This window comes from Dactylosporangium sp. NPDC000521 (assembly GCF_042898305.1).
Lineage (GTDB): Bacteria > Actinomycetota > Actinomycetes > Mycobacteriales > Micromonosporaceae > Dactylosporangium.
This window is the reverse complement of the sequence record NZ_JBIAYW010000027.1, coordinates 72,489-94,750: the sequence shown is the minus strand read 5'-3', so window position 1 is coordinate 94,750 and position 22,262 is coordinate 72,489. Positions and strand designations below refer to the sequence as shown.

General features: G+C 73.3%; 20 protein-coding genes. 18 read left to right on the top strand and 2 right to left on the bottom strand.

Annotated features, from left to right (window positions below):
• The first annotated feature begins 13 nt into the window (after positions 1 to 13).
• From ACFY3L_RS47615 to ACFY3L_RS47585, 7 genes are all read left to right on the top strand, one after another.
• Positions 14 to 1,978 carry a TIGR03960 family B12-binding radical SAM protein gene (locus tag ACFY3L_RS47615; RefSeq protein WP_389340313.1) on the top strand — a complete coding sequence of 655 codons (1,965 nt, stop codon included), beginning with the start codon at positions 14 to 16 and terminating at the stop codon, positions 1,976 to 1,978.
• Between the two features lie 31 nt (positions 1,979 to 2,009).
• Positions 2,010 to 2,774, top strand: a complete 765-nt coding sequence (locus ACFY3L_RS47610; protein ID WP_389340353.1) for a TIGR03936 family radical SAM-associated protein — start codon at positions 2,010 to 2,012, stop codon at positions 2,772 to 2,774.
• 132 nt (positions 2,775 to 2,906) lie between these two features.
• Positions 2,907 to 6,002, top strand: coding sequence for a ribonuclease E/G (locus ACFY3L_RS47605; protein ID WP_389340311.1), 3,096 nt, complete (start codon positions 2,907 to 2,909; stop codon positions 6,000 to 6,002).
• Positions 6,003 to 6,129: 127 nt separating this feature from the next.
• The gene (gene rplU / locus ACFY3L_RS47600; RefSeq protein ID WP_033365478.1) at positions 6,130 to 6,444 is read left to right on the top strand and encodes a 50S ribosomal protein L21; all 315 of its coding nucleotides are present in this window, start codon (positions 6,130 to 6,132) and stop codon (positions 6,442 to 6,444) included.
• A 10-nt stretch (positions 6,445 to 6,454) separates the two neighbouring features.
• Complete coding sequence (rpmA, locus tag ACFY3L_RS47595; protein WP_389340309.1) at positions 6,455 to 6,712, top strand: 50S ribosomal protein L27; 258 nt, start codon at positions 6,455 to 6,457, stop codon at positions 6,710 to 6,712.
• Between the two features lie 83 nt (positions 6,713 to 6,795).
• Positions 6,796 to 8,250, top strand: coding sequence for a GTPase ObgE (gene obgE / locus ACFY3L_RS47590; protein WP_389340307.1), 1,455 nt, complete (start codon positions 6,796 to 6,798; stop codon positions 8,248 to 8,250).
• A 129-nt stretch (positions 8,251 to 8,379) separates the two neighbouring features.
• Positions 8,380 to 9,528 carry a hypothetical protein gene (locus ACFY3L_RS47585; protein ID WP_389340305.1) on the top strand — a complete coding sequence of 383 codons (1,149 nt, stop codon included), beginning with the start codon at positions 8,380 to 8,382 and terminating at the stop codon, positions 9,526 to 9,528.
• On the opposite strand, the gene trpS is transcribed toward ACFY3L_RS47585, so the two are convergent.
• Complete coding sequence (gene trpS / locus ACFY3L_RS47580; protein WP_389340303.1) at positions 9,461 to 10,489, bottom strand: tryptophan--tRNA ligase; 1,029 nt, start codon at positions 10,487 to 10,489, stop codon at positions 9,461 to 9,463. The genes ACFY3L_RS47585 and trpS overlap by 68 nt on opposite strands.
• Before the next feature lie 268 nt (positions 10,490 to 10,757).
• On the opposite strand from trpS, the gene ACFY3L_RS47575 reads away from it, so the two are divergent.
• Together ACFY3L_RS47575 and ACFY3L_RS47570 are read left to right on the top strand one after the other, a co-directional pair.
• Entirely contained in the window at positions 10,758 to 10,940 is a 183-nt protein-coding gene (locus tag ACFY3L_RS47575) for a hypothetical protein (protein ID WP_389340301.1), read from the top strand.
• On the top strand, positions 10,937 to 11,452 hold the full coding sequence (locus tag ACFY3L_RS47570) for a hypothetical protein (protein WP_389340299.1): 516 nt from the start codon (positions 10,937 to 10,939) through the stop codon (positions 11,450 to 11,452). The genes ACFY3L_RS47575 and ACFY3L_RS47570 overlap by 4 nt, the downstream gene beginning before the upstream one ends.
• 171 nt (positions 11,453 to 11,623) lie before the next feature.
• On the opposite strand, the gene ACFY3L_RS47565 is transcribed toward ACFY3L_RS47570, so the two are convergent.
• Positions 11,624 to 11,842, bottom strand: coding sequence for a DUF397 domain-containing protein (locus ACFY3L_RS47565; protein ID WP_389340297.1), 219 nt, complete (start codon positions 11,840 to 11,842; stop codon positions 11,624 to 11,626).
• 83 nt (positions 11,843 to 11,925) lie between these two features.
• On the opposite strand from ACFY3L_RS47565, the gene nadD reads away from it, so the two are divergent.
• From nadD to ACFY3L_RS47520, 9 genes are all read left to right on the top strand, one after another.
• Positions 11,926 to 12,519 carry a nicotinate-nucleotide adenylyltransferase gene (gene nadD / locus ACFY3L_RS47560; RefSeq protein ID WP_389340295.1) on the top strand — a complete coding sequence of 198 codons (594 nt, stop codon included), beginning with the start codon at positions 11,926 to 11,928 and terminating at the stop codon, positions 12,517 to 12,519.
• An 80-nt stretch (positions 12,520 to 12,599) separates the two neighbouring features.
• Positions 12,600 to 12,983 carry a ribosome silencing factor gene (gene rsfS / locus ACFY3L_RS47555; protein WP_389340293.1) on the top strand — a complete coding sequence of 128 codons (384 nt, stop codon included), beginning with the start codon at positions 12,600 to 12,602 and terminating at the stop codon, positions 12,981 to 12,983.
• Positions 12,980 to 13,579: a histidine phosphatase family protein gene (locus ACFY3L_RS47550; RefSeq protein WP_389340291.1), complete on the top strand. Its 600-nt coding sequence runs from the start codon at positions 12,980 to 12,982 to the stop codon at positions 13,577 to 13,579. The genes rsfS and ACFY3L_RS47550 overlap by 4 nt, the downstream gene beginning before the upstream one ends.
• Before the next feature lie 48 nt (positions 13,580 to 13,627).
• Positions 13,628 to 13,993, top strand: a complete 366-nt coding sequence (locus ACFY3L_RS47545) for a hypothetical protein (protein WP_389340289.1) — start codon at positions 13,628 to 13,630, stop codon at positions 13,991 to 13,993.
• Positions 13,994 to 14,150: 157 nt separating this feature from the next.
• Positions 14,151 to 15,017 carry a DegV family protein gene (locus ACFY3L_RS47540; protein ID WP_389340287.1) on the top strand — a complete coding sequence of 289 codons (867 nt, stop codon included), beginning with the start codon at positions 14,151 to 14,153 and terminating at the stop codon, positions 15,015 to 15,017.
• A gap of 250 nt (positions 15,018 to 15,267) precedes the next feature.
• On the top strand, positions 15,268 to 16,020 hold the full coding sequence (locus tag ACFY3L_RS47535) for a helix-hairpin-helix domain-containing protein (protein WP_389340285.1): 753 nt from the start codon (positions 15,268 to 15,270) through the stop codon (positions 16,018 to 16,020).
• Entirely contained in the window at positions 16,017 to 18,332 is a 2,316-nt protein-coding gene (locus tag ACFY3L_RS47530) for a ComEC/Rec2 family competence protein (protein WP_389340283.1), read from the top strand. Before ACFY3L_RS47535 ends, ACFY3L_RS47530 begins: the two co-directional genes overlap by 4 nt.
• Before the next feature lie 4 nt (positions 18,333 to 18,336).
• Positions 18,337 to 19,320, top strand: a complete 984-nt coding sequence (holA, locus tag ACFY3L_RS47525; protein WP_389340281.1) for a DNA polymerase III subunit delta — start codon at positions 18,337 to 18,339, stop codon at positions 19,318 to 19,320.
• Positions 19,317 to 22,250 carry a hypothetical protein gene (locus ACFY3L_RS47520; protein WP_389340279.1) on the top strand — a complete coding sequence of 978 codons (2,934 nt, stop codon included), beginning with the start codon at positions 19,317 to 19,319 and terminating at the stop codon, positions 22,248 to 22,250. Before holA ends, ACFY3L_RS47520 begins: the two co-directional genes overlap by 4 nt.
• Positions 22,251 to 22,262: the final 12 nt, after the last annotated feature.

The window sequence follows — 22,262 nt, the reverse complement described above, 5'->3', positions numbered from 1 at the left end:
ACCCTGGTAGCTCGTGAGCGTCGCAAGCGTCTTCCCGCAACTCGAGCGTCTCCTGCCCAGGATCAGCAAGCCGATCCAATATGTGGGCGGTGAGCTCGGTGCGGTCGTCAAGGACTGGGACTCCGCCACCGTGCGGTGGGCCCTGTCCTACCCCGACGCCTACGAGGTCGGCCTGCCCAACCAGGGCGTCCAGATCCTCTACGAGGTGCTCAACGAGCAGCCGGACGTGCTCGCCGAGCGCACCTACGCGGTGTGGCCCGACCTGGAGGCGCTCATGCGCGCCGAAGGTGTGCCGCAGTTCACCGTGGAGGCGCACCGCCCGGTGACCGCGTTCGACGTGTTCGGCATCTCGTTCGCCACCGAGCTCGGCTACACCAACATGCTGACCATGCTGGACCTGGCCGGCATCCCCCTCGACTCGCGCGAGCGCGACGACCGGCACCCGGTGGTCGTCGCCGGCGGGCACGCCGCGTTCAACCCCGAGCCGATCGCCGACTTCATCGACGCCGCCGTCCTCGGCGACGGCGAGGAGGCGGTCCTGGAGATCACCGCCATCGTGCGGCAGTGGAAGGCCGACGGCACGCCCGGCGGCCGTGACGAGCTGCTGCTGCGCCTGGCGCGGACCGAGTCGGTCTACGTGCCGCGCTTCTACGACGTCGACTACCTGCCCGACGGGCGCATCCAGCGGGTCGTGCCCAACCGCGCCGACGTGCCCTTCCGGGTGCACAAGCGCACCACGATGGACCTCGACGCGTGGCCCTACCCGAAGCGGCCGCTGGTGCCCCTCGCGGAGACGGTGCACGAGCGCTACGCCGTCGAGATCTTCCGTGGGTGCACGAGAGGCTGCCGGTTCTGCCAGGCCGGGATGATCACCCGCCCGGTGCGCGAGCGCTCGATCACGACGGTCGGGCAGATGGTCAAGGAAGGGCTCGAGTTCTCCGGCTTCCACGAGGTCGGCCTGCTCTCGCTCTCCTCCGCCGACCACTCCGAGATCGGCGACATGTGCTCCGGCCTCGCCCAGCAGTACGAGGGGACCAACGTCTCCCTGTCGCTGCCCTCGACCCGGGTCGACGCGTTCAACGTGACGCTCGCCCAGGAGCTGGCCCGCAACGGCCGGCGCACCGGCCTGACCTTCGCGCCCGAGGGCGGCTCGGAGCGGATCCGCAAGGTGATCAACAAGATGGTCACCGAGGAGGACCTGATCCGGACCGTCGTCACGGCGTACAGCAACGGCTGGCGGCAGGTGAAGCTGTACTTCATGTGCGGGCTGCCGACCGAGACCGACGATGACGTGCTGCAGATCGCCAAGCTGGCGCACGAGGTCATCCGGGCCGGCCGGGAGGCCACCGGCTCCCGGGACATCCGCTGCACGGTGTCGATCGGCGGGTTCGTCCCCAAGCCGCACACGCCGTTCCAGTGGGCGAAGATGGAGACGCCGGAGGTCATCGACCACCGCCTGCGGGCGCTGAAGACCGCGATCAACGCCGACCGCAGCCTCGGCAAGGCGATCGGCTACCGGTATCACGACGGCCAGCCCTCCCTGATCGAGGGCCTGCTCAGCCGGGGTGACCGGCGGGTCGGCGCGGTCATCCGGCGGGTCTGGGAGTCCGGCGGCCGCTTCGACGGCTGGTCCGAGCACTTCTCCTACCAGCGCTGGGTCGACGCCGCCGCGGCGGTGCTGCCCGGGCACGGCGTGGACCTGGACTGGTTCACCACCCGCGAGCGGGACCAGCACGAGGTCCTGCCGTGGGACCACCTCGACTCCGGCCTGGACAAGGACTGGCTCTGGCAGGACTGGCAGGACTCGCTCACCGGGTTCGAGCAGGACGACTGCAGGTGGACGCCCTGCTTCGACTGCGGCGTGTGCCCGAGCCAGGACACCGAGATCCAGATCGGCCCCACGGGCAAGAAGCTGCTGCCGCTGACCCCGGTCAGCGTGGGACTCCGGGTGCCTGAGGCGGTGCACCGCCGTGGCTAAGCGACAGCCTGAGGGCGGCCAGGACCCCGTCGTGCAGCGCATCCGGCTGCGGTACGCGAAGCGGGGCCCGATGCGCTTCACCTCGCACCGCGACTTCGCCCGCGCGTTCGAGCGGGCGCTGCTGCGGGCCAATGTGCCGATCGCCTACTCGCAGGGCTTCACCCCGCACCCGAAGGTCTCCTACGCCTCCGCCGCCCCGACCGGCGTGGCCAGCGAGGCCGAGTACCTGGAGATCGGCCTGCGGGCCGTCGTGGACCCGGGCGACCTGCGGGCCGCCCTCGACGCGGCCCTCTCGCCCGGCCTCGACGTGCTCGAGGCCGTCCAGTCGCCGCTCAACGGCGGCGGCAGCCTGGCCGACCGCATCGACGCGTCGGCCTGGCACCTGGAGCTGCCCGGCGTCCCGCCGGCCGAGGCCGAGGCGGCGGTCCGGGCCTTCCTGGACGCCGCCGAAGTGCTCGTGGAGCGGCTCACCAAGCAGGGCAAGCGGGTCTTCGACACGCGCGCCGCGGTTGTCCGGCTCGCCGTGCTTTCCGTCCCTTCGACCCTCGGTGACGTACCTTCCGAGGTCACCGAGGCACCGTGTGCGATACTCGACCTTGTCGTGCGGCAGGGAACCCCGACCGTGCGACCCGATGATGTGCTGTCCGGTCTGCGTGTAGTAGCCGGCCTGGAGCCTCCGGTCCCGCCTCGTGCGACCCGACTGGCTCAGGGCGTGCTGACCGCGCAGGAAGAGCTTGTCGATCCGCTCGCCGCGGATCGGCCGGCGGTCGTCGTCGGGGCTTCGTCACTGGAGTAGCTGGCGAGGTTGGCAGACTTTCGGCGGATCGTCCGTGCGAGCGGATACCTCCGCCGGCACAACATATATGCGGTGCCCCCGTGTGGCTGCGTTGCTACGCGCCCGGGAGCGCCAGAACTGGAGAACGTCCGCATGTTCGACAACGAGTCGGCAAGCGGCGAGGCAACCGGCGACGCGCCGGTTGCAGACGCCGCTACCACCGAAGAGACCACCCCCGTCCGTCGCACGCGGCGCCGGACCACCAAGGCCGCCGCCCCCGCCGCCGAGCCGGACGCGACCCCGGAGGCGGCCGTGACCGCCCCCGACGCGACCGCGGAGGCGGCACCCGCAGAGGAGGCCGCGCCGGCCCGCCGGACGCGCCGCAGAGCGGTGAAGGCGACAGCGAGCGCCGAATCGGGCGATTTGGGCGAGTCCGGGCAGCAGGCGCTGCCGCTGGACGACAGCACCCCAGCTGCCGTCGCCGCGGCGGACGCCCCCGTGGCCGGCGGCGACCAGGCCGCCGAGGCCGGTGAGGCGCCGGTCGCCGCGCCGGCCAAGCGCACTCGCCGCCGGGCGGTCAAGGCCGCGCCGGTGGCGGAGCCCGAGCCGCTGCCCGAGGCCGTCGCACTTGAGGTCGCCGACGTCCCGGCCGAGGCCGCTCCTGGCGAGGCCGCTCCTGGCGAGGCCGCTCCTGGCGAGGCCGCTCCTGGCGAGGCCGCTCCTGGCGAGGCCGCTCCTGGTGAGACCGCTTCTGGTGAGACCGCTTCTGGTGAGACCGCTTCTGGTGAGACCGCTTCTGGTGAGACCGCTTCTGGCGAGACCGAGGACGAGGAAGCGGTCGAGGAGACGGTCGCCGAGGAGGTCGTCGCGCCGGTCGAGGAGCCCCCCGCCCGCCGGGGCCGCCGCGCCGCGCCGATCCAGGTGCTCTTCATGCCGCCGAGCGAGGAGGTGGAGCCGGTCCGCCCGGCCACGCCCGCGTCCGGCGCCGCGTCCGGCATCGACCCGTTCGCCGCGCCGGTCGTCGCCGCCGACGACTACGACGAGCTGGGCGAGGAAGCCCCCGAGGAGCCCGTCGGCCGCAGCCGCCGGCGCCGGGGCCGCCGCGCCGCCGAGGAGGTGTCCGCAGCCGTCGAGGCTCCGGTGGAGACCGACGAGGTCGACGCCGAGGCGGACGAGGACGAGGACGAGGACGAGTTCGAGCCCGGCACCCGCCGCCGGCGGCGGCGTGGCCGCCGTGGCCGTGGCCGTGGTCGCGGCACGCTCGGCGACGACGAGATCGACGCCGAAGGCGAGACCGAGACCGACGCGGAGGGCGAGGAGGCCGCCGCCGACGAGGACGCCGAGGCGTCCGACGACGGCGACGAGGACGGCGAGGGCATGACCCGCCGCCGGCGCCGCCGCCGCCGCAAGGGCTCCGCCGACACCGAGCCCGCCGACGACCCGCACGTGGTCGTGAAGATCCGCGAGCCCCGCCCGGCCGCCCGCGAGCGCGACCGCGACGAGGTGCAGGGGATCTCCGGCTCGACCCGCCTGGAGGCGAAGCGCCAGCGCCGCCGCGACGGCCGCGAGCAGCGCCGGACCCGTCCGCCGATCCTGTCGGAGTCGGAGTTCCTGGCCCGCCGCGAGGCGGTCGACCGCACGATGGTCATCCGGCAGAAGAACGACCGCACGCAGATCGCGGTCCTGGAGGACAAGGTGCTCGTCGAGCACTACGTCACCCGGGCCTCGTCCAGCTCGATGGTGGGCAACGTCTACCTCGGCCGCGTGCAGAACGTGCTGCCCAGCATGGAGGCGGCGTTCGTCGACATCGGCCGGGGCCGCAACGCGGTGCTGTACGCGGGCGAGGTCAACTGGGACGCGACCGGCCTGGAGGGCCGCACCCGCTCCATCGAGCAGGCCCTCAAGTCGGGCGACTCGGTGCTGGTCCAGGTGACCAAGGACCCGATCGGCACCAAGGGCGCCCGGCTGACCAGCCACATCGCCCTGTCCGGCCGGCACCTCGTCTACGTGCCGCACGGCAACGCGTCCGGCATCAGCCGCAAGCTGTCGGACATCGAGCGCAAGCGCCTCCGTGACGTGCTCAAGAACCTGGTGCCCGACGGCGCCGGGGTCATCGTGCGCACCGCGGCCGAGGGTGCCAGCGAGGACGACCTGGCCCGTGACGTGAAGCGGCTGCAGGCGCAGTGGGAGGCCATCCAGGAGAAGTCCGGCAGCAGCAGCGCGCCGGCCCTGCTCTACGAGGAGCCCGAGCTGGTCGTGCGGGTCGTCCGCGACCTGTTCAACGAGGACTTCGGCGAGCTGGTCATCCAGGGCAACGATGCCTACGAGTCGGTCGAGCCGTATCTGTCGCACGTGTCGCCCGACCTGGTCGACCGCGTCCGCCGGTACACCGGCGTCAACGACGTCTTCGCGGACCTCCGCATCGACGAACAGCTGATCAAGGCCCTCGACCGGCGGGTGTTCCTGCCCTCCGGCGGCAGCCTCGTCATCGACCGCACCGAGGCGATGACCGTCATCGACGTCAACACCGGCAAGTACACGGGCGCCGGTGGCAACCTCGAGGAGACGGTCACCCGCAACAACCTCGAGGCGGCCGAGGAGATCGTCCACCAGCTGCGGCTGCGGGACCTCGGCGGCATCATCGTCATCGACTTCATCGACATGGTCCTGGAGTCCAACCGCGACCTGGTGCTGCGCCGGCTGACCGAGTGCCTGGGCCGGGACCGGACCAAGCACCAGGTCACCGAGATCACCTCGCTCGGCCTGGTGCAGATGACCCGCAAGCGGGTCGGCCAGGGCCTGCTCGAGGCGTTCAGCGAGACCTGCGAGGTGTGCAAGGGCCGCGGCCTGATCATCCACACCGAGCCGATCCCCGAGAAGCGCGGCGGTGGCGGCGGCAACGCCGGCAGCAACGGTCACGGCGCGGTGAAGGTGGCCGCGGCGACCGTCACCAGCGGCGTGGAGGAGGCCGACGTCCAGCCGGCCCGCAGCGGTCGCCGGCGTGGCCGCCGGGGCGGCGCGGCGGTGGCGGAGGTCGGCGAGGTCGCCGAGGTCGCCGAGGAGGAGACCGGCACCGACACCGTGGACGTGCCGCACACCGTGGAGGACGTCGCGGAGGAGGCGGAGTTCACGCCGATCGCCTCCGAGGACGACCCGGACAACATCGACGACGACGAGGACGAGTCGGCCGGCAACGGTGCCCGCCGCCGGACTCGCCGGGGTGGTCTGCGCAGGCGGACCCGCCCCTGATTTGGGGGGTACGCCACCGATGGCGTACCCTTCTCAAGGCGCACTTTCGTGTGCCGGGTCTTTGCGTGCTTTGTATGGGTCACGCTGATGACCAACCGCCAGTAGCTACGACAGGAGTCCGCGTCCGATGTACGCGATCGTCAAGACCGGCGGCAAGCAGTACAAGGTCGCCGAGGGCGATGTGATCGAGGTCGAGAAGCTCGCGGGCCAGCCTGGCGACTCCCTGTCGCTCGCGGCGGTGCTGCTTGTCGACGGCGAAGATCTCATCACCGACGCGGCGAAGCTTGCCAGCGCTGCGGTGACCGCTGAGGTCGTCGCGCACACCAAGGGTCCGAAGATCCGGATCCACAAGTTCAAGAACAAGACCGGCTACCACAAGCGCCAGGGTCACCGCCAGCCGCTGACCCAGGTGAAGGTCACCGGCATCTCCACCGGGAAGTAGGGGCAGCGCGATGGCACATAAAAAAGGTGCGTCCAGCTCGCGGAACGGGCGCGACTCCGCTGCCCAGCGGCTCGGCGTGAAGCGGTTCGGCGGCCAGCTGGTCAACGCCGGCGAGATCCTCATCCGGCAGCGCGGCACCAAGTTCCACCCGGGTGACCTGGTGGGCCGTGGCGGCGACGACACGCTGTTCGCGCTCGCCGCGGGCCACGTGCTCTTCGGCACCAAGCGGGGCCGCAAGACCGTCAGCATCACCCCAGTCGCAGGCTGAAGCAGTTTTCCGGACGGCGGGCCGGGGGCATATTCGCTCCCGGCCCGCCGTTCTTGTGTTCGTGAGTGTGAGGGGATCGGGTCGTGACCACGTTCGTTGACCGCGTCGTGCTGCACGTGAGGGCGGGCGACGGTGGCCATGGCTGCGTGTCCATCCACCGCGAGAAGTTCAAGCCGTTCGGCGGGCCCGACGGCGGTGACGGCGGGCACGGCGGCAGCGTCAAGCTCGTCGTCGACCCGGCGGTGCACACGCTGCTCGACTTCCACTTCCACCCGCACCAGAAGGGCGGCAACGGCGCCGGCGGCGCGGGCAACAACCGCGACGGCGCCAACGGGCAGACGCTCGTGCTGCGGGTGCCCGACGGCACCGTCGTGCACAGCATGGACGGCGAGGTCATCGCCGACCTGATCGGCGAGGGCACCGAGTTCGAGCTGGCCCGCGGCGGGCGGGGCGGCCGCGGCAACGCGGCCCTCGCGAACACCCGCCGCAAGGCGCCCGGCTTCGCGGAGCTCGGCGAGCCCGGCGAAGAGATCGACGTCGTCCTGGAGCTCAAGAGCGTCGCCGACGTCGGTCTGGTCGGCTTCCCGTCGGCCGGCAAGTCGTCGCTGATCTCGGTCATCTCCGCGGCCCGGCCGAAGATCGCCGACTACCCGTTCACCACCCTGGTGCCCAACCTGGGCGTCGTGCAGGCCGGCGACAACACGTTCACCGTCGCCGACGTGCCCGGCCTGATCCCCGGCGCCGCCACCGGCAAGGGCCTCGGCATGCAGTTCCTGCGGCACATCGAGCGCACCGCGGTGCTGGTCCACGTGGTCGACACCGCCGCCCTGGAGACCGAGCGCGACCCGGTGTCCGACATCGACGCGATCGAGGCCGAGCTGGCGGCGTATGGCGGCCTGGAGGACCGGCCGAGGATCGTCGCGCTGAACAAGATCGACGTGCCGGACGGCCGCGACCTCGCCGACATCATGCGCGCCGACCTGGAGGAGCGCGGCTACGCCGTGTACGCGGTGAGTGCCGTCACCCACGAGGGGCTCAAGGAGCTCATCTTCGCGATGTCGGAGCTGGTGCAGCAGCAGCGCAAGGCGGCCCCGCCGCCGGAGCGCACCCGCATCGTCATCCGTCCGGCCGCCGTCGACGACAGCGGCTTCACCATCGTCCAGGACGACGAGGGCGTCTTCGTGGTCCGGGGCGGTGCGCCCGAGCGCTGGGTCCGGCAGACCAACTTCGACAACGACGAGGCCGTCGGCTATCTCGCCGACCGGCTCGCCCGCCTCGGCGTCGAGGACGCGCTCAAGAAGGCCGGCGCCGAGCCCGGGTCGCCGGTCCGCATCGGCGCCCGCGAGTTCGACTGGCAGCCCAACACGTACACCGCCGACGACTTCGTGCCGGGCAACCGGGGCACCGACTACCGCCTGGAGGAGCCCAACAAGCGGGTCCGGGCCGCGGAGCGCAAGGCCATGCGGGGTGCCCGCCGCCAGCCGTACGAGACGCTGGAGCTCGCCTCCTCGGACGAGGACGACCCGGACGACTTCTGACCCGACGATCCGTTTGTACGAATCCGCGGGTTACGTCCGTCTACTGTCCGCTCAGCCGCTGCTACGAAAAACCGGCATTGGCCGCCGAGGCCATCGCGCCGTGGCTCGCGTGGGGCTAATGTTCGGTCGGTGGGCATCCTCGAGCGGCTGACCCGACCTGCGCGATCGCCACGTGAGCGCTTCGCCGACCAGGTGCTGGCAGAGTTGCGCAGGCTCGGTGTCCGGGACGCCGAGTTCCGCCCGACCCAGTTCGCGATCGTGTGCGAGTGCGGTCAGGACGCATACAGCTGGCTCTTCCTGGCCAAGGCATTCAGCCAGTACCAACGCAGACCCGGTGACCGGAAGCGCTTCGTGCGGGACTTCGTGGCCAGCAGCCTCGCGCCGCCGGAGCAGCCTTCGACGTTCGAAGAGGCGCTGCCGCGGCTGCGCCTCGCGCTGCGGCACGCCGCCCGTGGCACCCGCACGCTGCGCCGGCCCGCGCTGCCGCACCTCGACGAGGTCGTGCTCGTCGACGACGTCCCGGTCGACCTGGACAGCCCGGCCCGCTGGGGGGTCAGCGCCGAGCAGATCTTCGCGGCCGCGCACGAGCACACCCTCGCCCGCGCCGAGCTGCCGGCCAGCGCCGCGCTCTTCGGCCCGTCGGTGCTGCACGTGCCCGACCACTCCGGTGACCACCTGGTGTCCTGGGTGCTCCTTGAGGGCTGGCTGGCCGAGCTCGACGAGCAGGTCGGCGGGCGGGCCGTCGCGTTCCTGCCGAGCACGCTGATGCTGCTGGTCTGCGCCGACGAGCCGCGCCTGGTGGAGCAGCTGTTCGACCTGGCCGCCGACGAGTACGCGCGCACGCCGGTGCCGCTGTCGCCCATGGCGTACACCACCGACGACGACGGACGGGTCGTGCCCTTCGACCCGTCGCCGGGCCATCCCGCGTTCCACGCCGCGGCGAAGGCCCGCCGCCGCCTGGCCACCGACGTGGCCGAGCACCAGCGGCGGACCCTCGCCGATCCGCGCCTGTCCGACTGCACCCTGACCGCCCGGCCCGACGGCTCCACGTTCACCACCGCCGTCTGGACGGTCGGCACGCCGACGCTGCTGCCGGTCGTCGACTTCGTCGGGGTGGCGCTGCCGGGGGAGCGGGTGTTCTACGTGCCGTGGGCGCTGATGATCGAGGCCGACCTGCTGATCGAGGAGATCGACTTCCGGCCGGCGCGCTTCACCGCGGTCGACCGGCCATCGCCGGCGTCGCTGGGCTACCTGCGGGAGCGCGCCGTCCACCTGTGAGCCCGAGCGCTTCCTTGGCCCTCCGCACGGTCGCGTCCGCTCTCCTTGCGGCCTGCTCGGCGCCTTCTTCCAGGACGACCTCGATCTCCTCGTCGGTGAGCTTCTGGTAGCGGCGCTGGATCGGCTCCAGGGTGGCGATCACCGCGTCGGCGACCTGGGTCTTGAGCCGGCCGTACCCGCTGCCCTGGAAGTCGCCGGCGGCGGTCTGCGGGTCGCGGTCGGTCAGCGCGCCCAGGATGTCGAGGAGGTTGGCGACGCCGGGGCTGCCCTCCGGGTCGTACACCACCTCCGTGCCGGTGTCGGTGACCGCCCGCATCACCTTGCGGCGCAGGACATCCGGCGGGTCGAGCAGGAACAGCACGCCGGCGGTGGAGGCGTTGGTCTTGCCCATCTTGCGGGCCGGATCGGCAAGGTCGGCGATCCGCGCGGCGACCGCCGGGTGGACCGCCCGCGGCACGGTGAACGTGCGGCCGTACCGCTCGTTGAACCGTTCCGCGAGGTCGCGGGTCAGCTCGACGTGCTGGCGCTGGTCGCGGCCCACGGGAACCTCGTCGATGTCGTGCAGCAGGATGTCGGCGGCCATCAGGACCGGGTAGGTCAGCAACGACAGCCGGGACTTCTCGCCGCCCTTCTCCTTGAACTGGATCATCCGGTGCGCCTCGCCGTAGCCGGTGACGCACTCCAGCAGGTAGTGCAGCTCCAGGTGGGCGGTGACGTCGGACTGGCGGTAGAGCAGCGCCCGCCCGGGATCGAGGCCCGCGGCGAGCAGCAGGCCGGCCACTTCGCGGGACCGGCGCTGGAGCAGGATGGGGTCGTGCTGGACGGTCAGGGCGTGCAGGTCGGCGATGAACGCCACCGTGTCCTGCCCGTGCTGGCCGCGGACGACGGGTCTGATCGCGCCGACGTAGTTGCCGAGCTGCAGCGGGCCGGTGGGCTTGAAGCCTGAGATGCGACGGGACATCGGGGACTCTCCGGTCGGTCTGGAGGCCCGCCGCTACCGGGACACACGAAAGGCCGCCCGGAAACGGACGGCCTCGATCTTGGGGATGTGTGCAGGAAACAGCGGCCGCCCCTAGCGGGCGCGCCAGCTCGATTCACGGTGCAGCACGCCACCACGATAGCAGCCTGCGATGGCACTTGCCGTGGTCACAGTGGCCCCCTCTCTGGCCCCTCCCAAACGGCGGATCCAGGTGTTGGCTGGAGCGGAGGTTCGATCGGGGAGGCACGACATGCACGAGATGACAGGGGCGGACATCGACGTGGCAGAGGACCGGCACTGGCTGCGGCTGAGCTGTCCCGGCTGCCGGGGGTGGCTGGGGGTGCCCGGCGAGGTGCCGCCGGGTGCGGCGGCGCAGCTGGTGGCGCGGCGCATCGACGCGTTCGTGCAGCGGCACGTGCGGTGCGGGCGGTGACCATGCTGCGCCAGTTTCGGCTGACCGTCAGCCGGCCGCTGGACGACGAGCGGGCCGACCTGTTGTTCGACAGGGCGGACGACCTGAGCGTGGAGGTGGTGCCCGGTGAGGGGGTCGCCTGGGTGGCGTTCGACCGGGTCGCGCCGACGCTGGTCGACGCGGTCGTGTCCGGGGTCCGCGACCTGGACGCGGCGGGGGTCGGCATCGTGCGGGCCGTCGCCGACGACCCGCTGGTGACCCTGGAGGTGATCGCGGCCCGGGTGGAGCGGCCGGTCGAGGTCGTGCGGGGCTGGACACACGGCGGGTTTCCGGCGCCGGTCCGGGACCACCCGCGGCGGCCGGTCTACCACTGGCCGGACGTGTCCGCCTGGCTCGACCTGCACCGGGCGCCGCTGCCGCCCGCCGGGAACGCCGACGTGACCCTGGAGGCGGTCACGCTCGCGCTCCGGCTACGAGCGCTGGCACCGCGGCTGGAGCGGATGCCGCCGATCCGGTCGCTGCTGTATCCGTGACGATCGGACGGCGCTGCGGGCGTCGTGGTTTGCGCGGCGGCCGCGTGCGGCATCGCGGCCGCCGCGGTTGCTGCGGCGGTCGTGTATGGCGTCGCGGCCGTCGTGTTTCCGCGGCGGCCGCGGGCGGCGCTGGGGCCGTTGCTGCTCGTGTGGCGGCGGCGTCGGGCCGTCTCAGATGTCGAATTCGCCGTCTTTGGCGCCGGCGACGAAGGCGTCCCATTCGTCCTGGGTGAAGACGAGCACCGGGCTGTGCGGGTCGGCGCCGTTGCGCAGGCCGATCAGGTCGTCCACGAACGCGACCTCCACGCGGCTGCCTTGGCTCTCGCCCGGGGCCGAGCGCCACACGGCGCGGGAGCTGTCAAAGGCACCCTTCGGGTGCGACAACGTCATGGCACTTGAGGCTACACGTACAAGATGGAACGACGGAATCGGCGCACTCGTCCGGGCGACGTCGTGATCACTACGATGCCAGGATGCGCGTGGGCATCATGGGTGGGACGTTCGACCCGATCCACCACGGCCACCTGGTCGCGGCGAGCGAGGTGGCCGACCGGTTCGGGCTGGACCAGGTGGTGTTCGTGCCGACCGGTGACCCTTGGCAGAAGTCGGGGTCGGCGGTCAGCTCGCCGGAGGACCGCTACCTGATGACGGTCATCGCGACCGCCTCCAACCCGCGGTTCACCGTCAGCCGCGTCGACGTGGACCGCGGCGGGCCGACGTACACCGTCGACACGCTGCGTGACCTGCGTGAGCGGTACGGCGCGTCGGCGGAGCTGTTCTTCATCACCGGCGCCGACGCGCTCAAGAAGATCCTGTCGTGGAAGGACGCGCGGGACCTCTTCGACCTCGCGCACTTCGTCGGCGTCACGCGACCCGGGTTCGAGCTCGACGCCTCCCACCTGCCGGCGGACTCGGTGAGCCTGGTCCAGGTGCCGGCCATGGCGATCTCGTCCACCGACTGCCGGCGGCGAGTCGCGTCCGGCAAGCCGGTCTGGTATCTCGTCCCCGACGGGGTGGTGCAATACATCGCTAAGCGAGGTTTGTACCGAAAAGTCGACAACATCTGACGGGCAGAGTGTCGTACGGGCGTGAGAGGCTAGAACGAGCCCGGCGCAGCAGGCCGGGGTAGACCGACGAAGGGAGCCCGGTGCCCGCGACTGAGCGTGCCATCGAGCTGGCGCTCACCGCTGCACAGGCGGCCGCCGACAAGAAGGCTGAAGACATCGTCATCCTGGACGTCGCCGACCAGCTGGTCATCACCGACGCGTTCCTGGTCGCGTCGGCGCCCAACGAGCGGCAGGTCCTCTCGATCGTCGACGCCATCGAGGAGCGGCTGGCGCAGCTGCCCGAGAAGGCGAAGCCGGTGCGTCGCGAGGGCGAGCGGGGCGGGCGCTGGGTCCTGCTGGACTATGTCGACATCGTCGTGCACGTGCAGCACAGCGAGGAGCGCGAGTTCTACCAGCTCGACAAGCTGTGGAAGGACTGCCCGGTCATCGAGTTCGTCGACCGCGACCTTCCCGCGCCGGCGTGACGAGGCTGATTCTCTGGCGGCACGGACAGACCTCCTGGAATGCCGGTGGGCGGGTGCAGGGGCAGATCGACACGCCGCTGTCCGAGACCGGGCTGGCACAGGCGGCCGCGACGGCGCCCCGGCTGGCCGCGCTCGAGCCCGCCGTGCTCGTCTCCAGCGACCTGCGACGCGCCAGCACCACCATGGACGCCCTGGCCGCGCTCGTCGACGTGCCGGTCACCCATGACCCGCGGCTGCGGGAGCGCAGCTTCGGCGAGTGGGAAGGGCTGACGCACCCCGAGATCAGCGCGACCTGGCCGGAGGCGTTCGAGCGGTGGCGGCGGGGCGAGCCCGTCGACGACGCCGACGTCGAGGAGGTCGACGCGCTCAGCAAGCGCATGACCGAGGCGCTGCAGGAGATCGTCTCGGCGGCGCCGGACGGGTCGACGATCGTGGTCGCGACGCACGGCGCCGCGGCCCGGCACGGCACGTGCGCGCTGCTCGGCTGGCCGCACGCGCTGGCGTCGACACTGGGCGCGCTGCACAACTGCCACTCGACCGATCTGCGGTTCGACGCGACCCGCGGGTGGCAGCTGGCGGGCCACAACCTGCCATGATTGTCGTGGAACCGGGCGGGCGCCGGTAGCGTCGAAGGGATCATGGCAGTGCGCTCTGTGCTTCTGGTGGCCGCCGTCGCTCTCGCGCTCGGCGGCTGTGCTTCGCCGTCTTCCGAGATGGGGGCGCCCCCTTCGGAGTCCGCTGCTGCCTCGTCCGCCCCGGCGTCGCCGTCTTCCGCCGCTTCCGTTTCGGGGCCCGCTGCCATCACCGTCTCCGGCCAGGTCGTGGACGGGGTCGAGGCGGGCTGTGTGCTGTTGAAGACTCCCGACAAGACGTACCTGCTGCTCGGTGGTGACCGGGCCGCGCTGCAGGCCGGCAAGCAGGTCACCGTCACCGGGCGGCCCACGTCCGACCTCATGACCACGTGCCAGCAGGGCACCCCGTTCCAGGTGAGTTCGGTCCAGGGTGGCTGACCGGTGGTGAGCTCGGTCCAGGGTGGCTGACCGGTGGTGAGCTCGGTCCGGAGCGGCTGATCGGCTACCGTGCCGTCATGACCGGACCGGAGCGGAGCGGAGGGTCGGGCATCATGAGCACTGTCCGTACGTCGGGCCGACGCCGGAGCGTGGCGGCATGACCGGCTCGCGCCCCGCTGTCGCCGTTGTCACCGACTCGACCGCCTGCCTGCCTGCCGAGCTGGCCGCCAACCCGGCGCGGCGGCTCACCGTCGTGCCGCTCGCCGTCGTCGTCAACGGTGTCCCCGGTCTCGAGACCATCGACGTCGACTCCGCCACCGTCGCCGAGGCGCTCAACGCCCGGCGCGTCGCCGTCACCACCTCCAGGCCCTCACCGGAGGCGTTCGCCGACGTGTACCGGCGGCTGCTCGCCGCCGGGGCGACCGGTGTCCTGTCCGTGCACCTGTCGGCGAAGCTGTCCGGCACGCACGACGCGGCCAGCCTCGCGGCGGCCGAGTTCGACGGCGCCGTCTCCGTGGTCGACACCCAGTCCACCGGGATGGGGCTGGGCTTTCCCGCCCTCGCCGCGGCGGCCGCGGCCGGCTCGGGTGCCGCGCTGCCGGAGGTGCGGCAGGCCGCCCTCGACGCCGCGAGCCGCACCTCGACGCTCTTCTACGTCGACACCCTGGAGTTCCTGCGCCGGGGCGGGCGGATCGGGGCGGCGGCGGCGCTGCTCGGCACCGCCCTGTCGGTGAAGCCGATCCTGCACACCACCGACCAGGGTGTCGTCGTGCGCGAGAAGGTCCGCACGGCGAGCCGCGCGCTGGCCCGGCTGGTCGACATGGCCGACGAGGCGGCGGGGTCTTCGGTCGTCGATGTGGCGGTGCACCATCTGGCCGCGCCGGAGCGCGCCGACGCGCTGCTCACGACGTTGAAGGAGCGGCTCGGGGAGCGGCTGCGGGGTGCGTACCTGACGGAGGTCGGCGCGGTCGTCGGCGCCCACGTCGGGCCGGGGATGGTGGCCGTGGTGGTGCACGCGGTGTAGCCGTTGTGCGGCACTGTTGTGTGGTGCCGTCGCTTTGGCGGCGTTGTGTGGCGCTGTCATGTGGCGGCGGTGTGTGGTGCCGTCGTGCGGCGCTGTCGTGTGGCGGTGGTGTGTGGTGCTGTCGTGTGGCGGCGATGTGTTGCGCCGTCGTGCGGGCGGTGGTGTGCGTTGTCCACAAGGGCGTGGTTGTCCACAGGGCGGTGCGTTCGTGGGGGTGGCGCGGCCGTGACCGGTCTTAGCGTGACCGGGCATGAGGCGCAGTACTGCAGACGGTGACAGCGAGACGGCGGGGCGGCTGGCGAGGGTGGTCGGGCTCCCGCCCGATCCTGATCCGTATCCGTGGGACGAGTCGTTTCCGCCCGCCGGGTCCCCGGACCCCGGTCCTGACTCCACCGGTGGCCGGTCCTGGCTGTCGGCGGTCGATCCCGGCCGGCGGGGTGTGCGCGCCCTCATCGTGGTCGCCGCGCTGGTCGGCTGCGTGGCGGCGTTCCTCGCCTGGCGCTCCCGGCCGCAGGTCACCCCGGCGCCGCCGGTCGCCTCCGTCTCCGCACTCCCGCCCGCGGCGGTCTCCAGCCCCCCGGCCCGGCTGATCGTCTCGGTCGTCGGCAAGGTCCAGCGCCCCGGCCTCGTCGACCTGCCGCCCGGGGCCCGCGTCGCAGACGCCATCGCCGGCGCCGGCGGCATGCTGCCGGGCGCCGAGCCGACCGGACTCAACCTCGCCCGCAAGGTCGTCGACGGCGAGATGATCGCGGTCGGGATCCCGGCGCCGCCCGGTGCCGCGCCACCCGTCGCGGGCGGCGGATCCGGCGGCGGCCTCGTCAACCTCAACACCGCCACCGTCGCGGAGCTCCAGACGCTGCCCGGCATCGGCCAGGTCCTCGCACAGCGCATCATCGACCACCGCGACCGCCACGGCGGCTTCCGCGCCGTCACCGACCTGCGCCAGGTCGAAGGCATCGGCGACGCCAAGTTCGCGCAGCTCAAGGACCGGGTGACGGTGTGAGCACCGACCTGCGCCTGGCCGGCGCCGCGACCGGCTGCTGGCTGACCGCGCTGGGCTGCCTGTTCTGCCCCGCCCAGGCCGGCTGGGCGGTGGGTCTCGGCGCGGTGGCCCTCGCCGTGCTGTGGGGGCGGCTTCCCGTGCGGGCGCTGCGACCGACCCGGTGGGTGGTCGTCGCGGCGCTGCTCGGCGTCGCCTGTGGCGCGGTCGCCACCGCCGCCCGGGTCGGCGAGCGTGACGCCCAGCCCCTCGCCGGCCTCGCGGCCGCGCACAAGACGGTGCGACTCGGCCTGCGGATCTCCGACGACCCGCGGCTGGGCCGCTCCACGGCGGGCCGGTCGCCGACGGTCGTCGTGCCCGCCCGGCTGACGTGGCTGCGCACGGCGGACGGCATGAACGTGGACCTGGGCGCACGGGTGCTGGTCCTCGCGGCCGACCGGGGCTGGCTGGGGCTGCTGCCGGGTCAGCGGGTCGAGACGAGCGGCCGGCTGTCACCGGCCGACGGCGGCGACCTGCGCGCCGCGATCATCTCGGTCACCGACGCCCCGGCCCGCGTCGGCCAGGCGCCGGCGATCCAGCGGGCCGCCGGCACGCTGCGGGCCGGCCTGCAGCGGGCCTGCCTGCCCCTGCCCGCCGAGCCGGGAGGCCTCCTGCCGGGGCTCGTCGTCGGCGACACCAGCCGGCTCGACCAGCAGCTCGCCGACGACTTCCGCGCCACCGGCCTGACCCACCTGACCGCCGTGTCCGGAGCGAACCTGGCGATCGTGGTCGGGCTGGTGCTGCTCCTCGCCCGATGGTGCCGCGCCGGCCCGAAGGTCGCCGCGCTGATCTGCGTGCTGGCCCTCGCGGGGTTCGTCGTGCTGGTCCGGCCGTCGCCGAGCGTGCTGCGCGCCGCCGCGATGGGCGGCCTAGCCCTGGTCGCGCTGGCGCTCGGCCGCCCGCGGGCAGTGCTGCCGTCCCTCGCGACCAGCGTCCTCGTGCTCGTCGTCGCCGACCCCGAGCTGGCCGTCGACGCCGGCTTCGCGCTGTCCGTCCTCGCCACCGGCGGCCTGGTCCTGCTCGCGCCGCGCTGGGCGGAGGCACTGCGCGCCAAGGGGTGGCCGGCGTTCGCGGCCGAGGCGGTGTGTGTGCCCGCCGCGGCGCAGGCGGCGTGCGCGCCGGTGATCGCCGGCATCTCCGGCGGCGTCAGCCTGACGACCGTGCCGGCCAACCTGCTCGCCGCGCCCGCCGTCGCCCCCGCCACGATCCTCGGCATCCTCACCGCCGTGACGTCGCCGGTCCTGCCGGGTGTCGCGGCGTTCACCGCCTGGGTGGCCGCCTGGCCGGCCCGCTGGCTCGTCACGATCGCCCACCACGGCGCCGCGGTCCCGGACGGCGTCCTTCCGTGGCCGGGTGGCACGTTCGGCGGGATCCTGCTCGGTGGGCTGCTCGCGGCGCTGATCCTCGCGTTCCGGCGCCAGGCGGTGCGGCGGATCGTGCTCGTCGTCGCCCTCGCCGGCGTGCTCGGTGCCGTCCCCGTCAGGATCCTCGCCGGCGGCTGGCCGCCACCCGGCTGGGTCGTCGTCGCCTGTGACGTCGGCCAGGGCGACGCGCTCGTCGTGACCGCCGGAGGGGGTGCCGCCGTCGTCGTCGACGCGGGACCGCAGGCCGATCCCGTCGACCGCTGCCTGCGCGACCTCGGCGTCCGCCGTGTCCCGCTGCTGATCGTCAGCCACTTCCACCTCGACCACATCGGCGGTCTCGACGGCGTCCTGCGCCGGCGCCGCGTCGACCGGCTGCTCGTGCCGCCGTTCGCGGAGCCGGCGAGCGGCCGCCGTGCCGTCCTCGCCCGCGGCGTCGCCACCCTCGACGCGCCCGCCGGCACCACCCTCACCGTCGGCGAGGCGCGGCTGACCGTCCTCGGCCCGGCCCGCCCCGTGACCGGCACCCGATCCGACGTCAACAACAACTCGCTGGTCGTCGCGGTCACCGTCGGGGGGATCCGGATCCTGCTCACCGGCGACGCCGAGACGGAGGAGCAGCTCAGCCTGTTCGACGCGCCCCTGCACGCCGACGTCTTGAAGGTCGCCCACCATGGTTCGGCATTCCAGGATCCGGCCTTCCTCGACGCGGTCGCCCCGCGGGTCGCCCTGGTCAGCGTGGGCGCCGGCAACGACTACGGCCACCCCAGCCCCGGCATCCTCGCCCGCCTGGCCCGCGGGGGTGCGCGCGTCGTCCGTACCGACGAGGAGGGCGACATCGCCGTCGTCCGGGACGCGGCCGGTCGGCTCGCGGTCGTGTCCCACGGCTCGTCCGCTCTTGTCGGGGGGTCGTGACACGATGGCTCGCGTGTCTGGATCTGGTCTGCCCCGCCTCCGCCTGGTGATCGGCGACGAGGAGCTGCTCGTCTCCCGTGCCGTCACCGACACCATCGCCGCCGCCCGGGCGGACGATCCCGACACCGAGGTCCACCGGCGTCCAGGGGGCGACCTGACGGCCGGTGAGCTGGCCGAGCTGCTGAGCCCGTCGCTGTTCGGCGGGCGGCGGGTCCTCGTCGTCGACAGCGGCCAGGACACCAAGAAGGACATCACCGCGGCGCTGCTCGCCTATGCCGCCGACCCCGAGGACGACGTCGTCCTCGTCGTCACCCACGCCGGCGGCGCCAAGGGCAAGGCCCTCGCCGACGGGCTCAAGGCCGCCGGCGCCGACGTCGTGCCCGCCGCGAAGATCAGCAAGCACCGCGAGCGGGTCGACTTCGTGCGCAACGAGATCCGCCGGCAGGGTGGCAAGATCGGCGAGGACGCGGCGGAGGCCCTGCTCAGCGCCGTCGGCAACGACCTGCGCGAGCTCGTCGCCGCCTGCTCGCAGCTGGTCGCCGACACCGGCGGGCGGATCGACGTGAGCACCGTGGCGCAGTATTACCGCGGCCGCGCCGAGGTCTCCGGATTCACCGTCGCCGATGCCGTCATGGTCGGCGACACGGCCGCGGCGCTGGAGGCCCTGCGGTGGGCGATGCACGTCGGGGTGGACCCCGTGCCGATCGCCGACGCCATCGCCGACGGCGTCCGCACCGTCGCCCGGGTGGCCGCCGCCGGCAAGGGCAGCGCATATCAACTCGCCGGAAATTTGGGAATGCCTCCGTGGAAGGTCGAACGCGCACAGCGCCAAGCCCGTGGCTGGACGGCCGAGGCGCTCGTTGATGCCATGCGAGTGGCGGCAGAGTGCAATGCCGCCGTGAAGGGTGGCTCGGACGACCGCGGCTATGCGCTCGAGCGGGCTGTGTTCGCAGTGGTCGCGGCGCGTGCTGGAGGAATAGGACGATGACGACGAGCAACGGGTTCGCCCCACAGGCGCCGCTGTATGTGCGTGCGCTGCGGCTTCGCCACCTGCACATCGGCGGATTCGTCAGTTTCATGCTGTTCGAGTGCATGATCGCGGCCGGCGTGCTGCTCGCACTCGCCGAGCTGGTCAGCTGGTGGGCGGTCCCCGTCCTCCCCGCCGTCGTCGCCGTCATGGTGAAGGTCAACGACATGGCCATCGGCGGCTCGAAGCGGGTCCGGGCGCAGGCGCGTTCCGCGGCCCGGCGTTCACCCGAACGTGCGTCATCCACTCGGGTGGATCCGGCCACCGACACCGACGAGCCGACCTCCGCCACCCGGCGGACCACGACCGCGCTGGACCGCGCCGAGATGGCCCGGGGCGCGGGCAACTCCACCGGCACCGGCTCCGGCACGGGTGCGGCGGCCCGCGCCGCGGGCGCCGGCCGTGACTCGTCCGGGATCGGGGTCTCGACCGCCGGCTCGGGTCGTGCGGCCGCGGGCAGCGTCGCCAGGTCCGGCTTCGCCGCCGCCGGTGTCGGCGCTTCCGGCTCGGGCGCTTCCGGCTCGAGCGCCTCTGGCGCCGGCTCGTCCGGTGGTTCGGGTTCGGGCGGTGCGGGCGCGCCGGGTGATGGCGCCGGTGGGTCCGGCGCGGTCGGCGTCCGTCAGGGCGGCGCGGGTGCCACGCGCACCGCGACCCGGCAGGCATCCGGCGAGCCCCCGGCGCAGCGCAAGAAGGTCGGCGTCATCCGGATCTCGGTCCCGGCCCGCGACGGCGGCCCGCGCGGCGCCCGCCAGCCGGAGACCAGCAACGAATACGGGATCTCGCCCGCCAGCGACGCCCCGCCCACCCAGCTCACCGCCGAGAGTGCCGGCCGCCGCGCCGCCTCCGGCTCGGCCGTCCGCGACGCCGACACCGGCTCCCACGCGGCATTCACCGACGCCGACACGACGGGTTCGGGCCGGGCCTTCCGTGACGGGGACACCACGGGCTCCGGCCGGGCATTCCGTGACGGGGACACCACGGGCTCCGGCCGGGCATTCCGTGACGGGGACACCACGGGCTCCAGCCGGGCATTCCGCGACGGCGACACGACGGGTTCGGGCCGGGCGTTCCGCGAGGATGACACGGGTTCTGGCCGGGCGTTCCGTGAGGGCGGTTCGGGTCGGCAGGTCGTGGTCCGCGACGAGGACACCGGTGTTCACCCGGCGTTCCGGGCAGGGGAGAGCGGCGCCCGGTCCGCGTTCCGCCAGGGCGGTCACGATGACATCCACGAGGACGTTCACGGGGCGGACACGGGGAGCCACGCGGCGTACCAGACCTCGGACGCCCACCGGTCGGGCTACCGTACCGATGAGTCCGACGGCCGCTACGGCCGGACCGGCGAGCACGAGGGCTGGGACGAGTCGGCTCAGGCCGCACACGCAGGGCAGCACTGGGACCACACCGGCGAGACCGGCCAGGACCGGGACCGCTCCGGCGGCGCCGGCCAGGAGTGGGGCCAGACCACGCAGATCAGCCAGCGCCGCAGCCGCGACGATGAGGCGACCGAGGCCTGGGACGTGCGCGGCCGGTCCACCCAGGACCGGGCCCACGACAGCGGCGCCTGGGACCATGACCCCTCGGACGGACGTGGCTGGCGCACCGGTCAGGACGGCCGCGACTGGCAGGACGGCCGGGACGCCTCCGACGGTCGCGGCTGGCGCAGCGGCCACGACGGCCGCGACGGCTACGTCGGCCACGACGGGCATGGCTCGCAGGGCGGCCAGGACGCGTCCGACGGCCGTGGTTGGCGCAGCGTGCAGAACGATCACGACGCCCACGGCTGGCAGGGCGACCCGAGCGGCAGCACTGGTCACGGCGCGCCGGAGTGGGGGCACGACGACGAGGGTCCGCGCTGGGACCGCGCCACTCCCGCGGGCTGGGAGCCGGTCGCTCAGGTCACCGGCCACGCTCGGGTGGCGCGTGCCGGGCAGGGCGGCGACGGCCAGCAGGCGTGGGGCGAGGACACCGAGGCCGGCTGGGGCGACGAGGCGGCGTGGGCCGGCCGGCCGCGCACCCGCGACAACCAGGCCAACTGGGGCGACGAGACCGTCTGGGGCGACCGCTCCGCATGGATCAGCCGCGCCGCCGCCGCACGCATCGAGCACCCGGGCACGCGGGCGAGCGCGGAAGGTCACGCCTCGGACGGACACGGCGACGCGCAGCCGGGAGCCGTCTACACCGGCGCCGGCGGATCGGCCGGCTACCCGGGCGTGCAGGGCCAAGCGGACTACGACGGCCGGCCGGGCCACGCGGGCAGCGGCGAGGCAGGCTACGCGACCAACCAGCAGGGCTACGCGGCCCACCAACAGGGCTACGCGGCCCACCAACAGGGCTACGCGGCCGACCAACAGGGCTACGCGGGCGGCCAGCAGGGCTACGCGGGCGGCGGCGAGGCGGGCCACGTGACCGGTCAGCAGGGTTATGCGGGCGACGGGCAGGCGGAGTACGCGGCCGGTGGGCAGACGGGCTCGGGGTACACCGGCGACGGGAACGGAAGCGCGGTGCACGGTGAGCCGGTCGACCCGTGGGCGGAGTGGGACGACGAGACCGGCTGGGCGGACCAGTCGCAGTGGGGGACCGCGCCGAGCCGGAGTGGGCAGACCGGCTGGGCGGCGGGGCAGGCGGCGTGGAACGGGTACGAGCCAGCTGACGAGCCCGACACGAACGAGCCGACGCCATCCGTCGACAACGGCCGGCCGGCCGCCGGCCGGGACGCCGCCGGTGGGCGCCACGCGCAGCGCCAGCCCGGAGGGCGCCGGAGGCCGGACGACACGGGGCACTTCTCGTCCGGGCAGTTCCAGTCGGGTCGGCACGCCGAGCGGCCCTGGCGGACCGACGAGGACCTGACCCGGCAGCGGACGGGCGGGTTCAACCAGGGCCGCTTCGCCTGACCGGACCAGCAC

Coding starts and splice junctions, on each gene's coding strand:
- ACFY3L_RS47520 (WP_389340279.1), top strand. CDS start 19,317: ATGACGACGAGCAACGGGTTCGCCCCACAGGCGCCGCTGTATGTGCGT.
- holA (WP_389340281.1), top strand. CDS start 18,337: ATGGCTCGCGTGTCTGGATCTGGTCTGCCCCGCCTCCGCCTGGTGATC.
- trpS (WP_389340303.1), bottom strand. CDS start 10,489: ATGTCCCGTCGCATCTCAGGCTTCAAGCCCACCGGCCCGCTGCAGCTC.
- ACFY3L_RS47575 (WP_389340301.1), top strand. CDS start 10,758: ATGCACGAGATGACAGGGGCGGACATCGACGTGGCAGAGGACCGGCAC.
- ACFY3L_RS47565 (WP_389340297.1), bottom strand. CDS start 11,842: ATGACGTTGTCGCACCCGAAGGGTGCCTTTGACAGCTCCCGCGCCGTG.
- nadD (WP_389340295.1), top strand. CDS start 11,926: ATGCGCGTGGGCATCATGGGTGGGACGTTCGACCCGATCCACCACGGC.
- ACFY3L_RS47535 (WP_389340285.1), top strand. CDS start 15,268: ATGAGGCGCAGTACTGCAGACGGTGACAGCGAGACGGCGGGGCGGCTG.
- rplU (WP_033365478.1), top strand. CDS start 6,130: ATGTACGCGATCGTCAAGACCGGCGGCAAGCAGTACAAGGTCGCCGAG.
- ACFY3L_RS47605 (WP_389340311.1), top strand. CDS start 2,907: ATGTTCGACAACGAGTCGGCAAGCGGCGAGGCAACCGGCGACGCGCCG.
- rpmA (WP_389340309.1), top strand. CDS start 6,455: ATGGCACATAAAAAAGGTGCGTCCAGCTCGCGGAACGGGCGCGACTCC.
- ACFY3L_RS47540 (WP_389340287.1), top strand. CDS start 14,151: ATGACCGGCTCGCGCCCCGCTGTCGCCGTTGTCACCGACTCGACCGCC.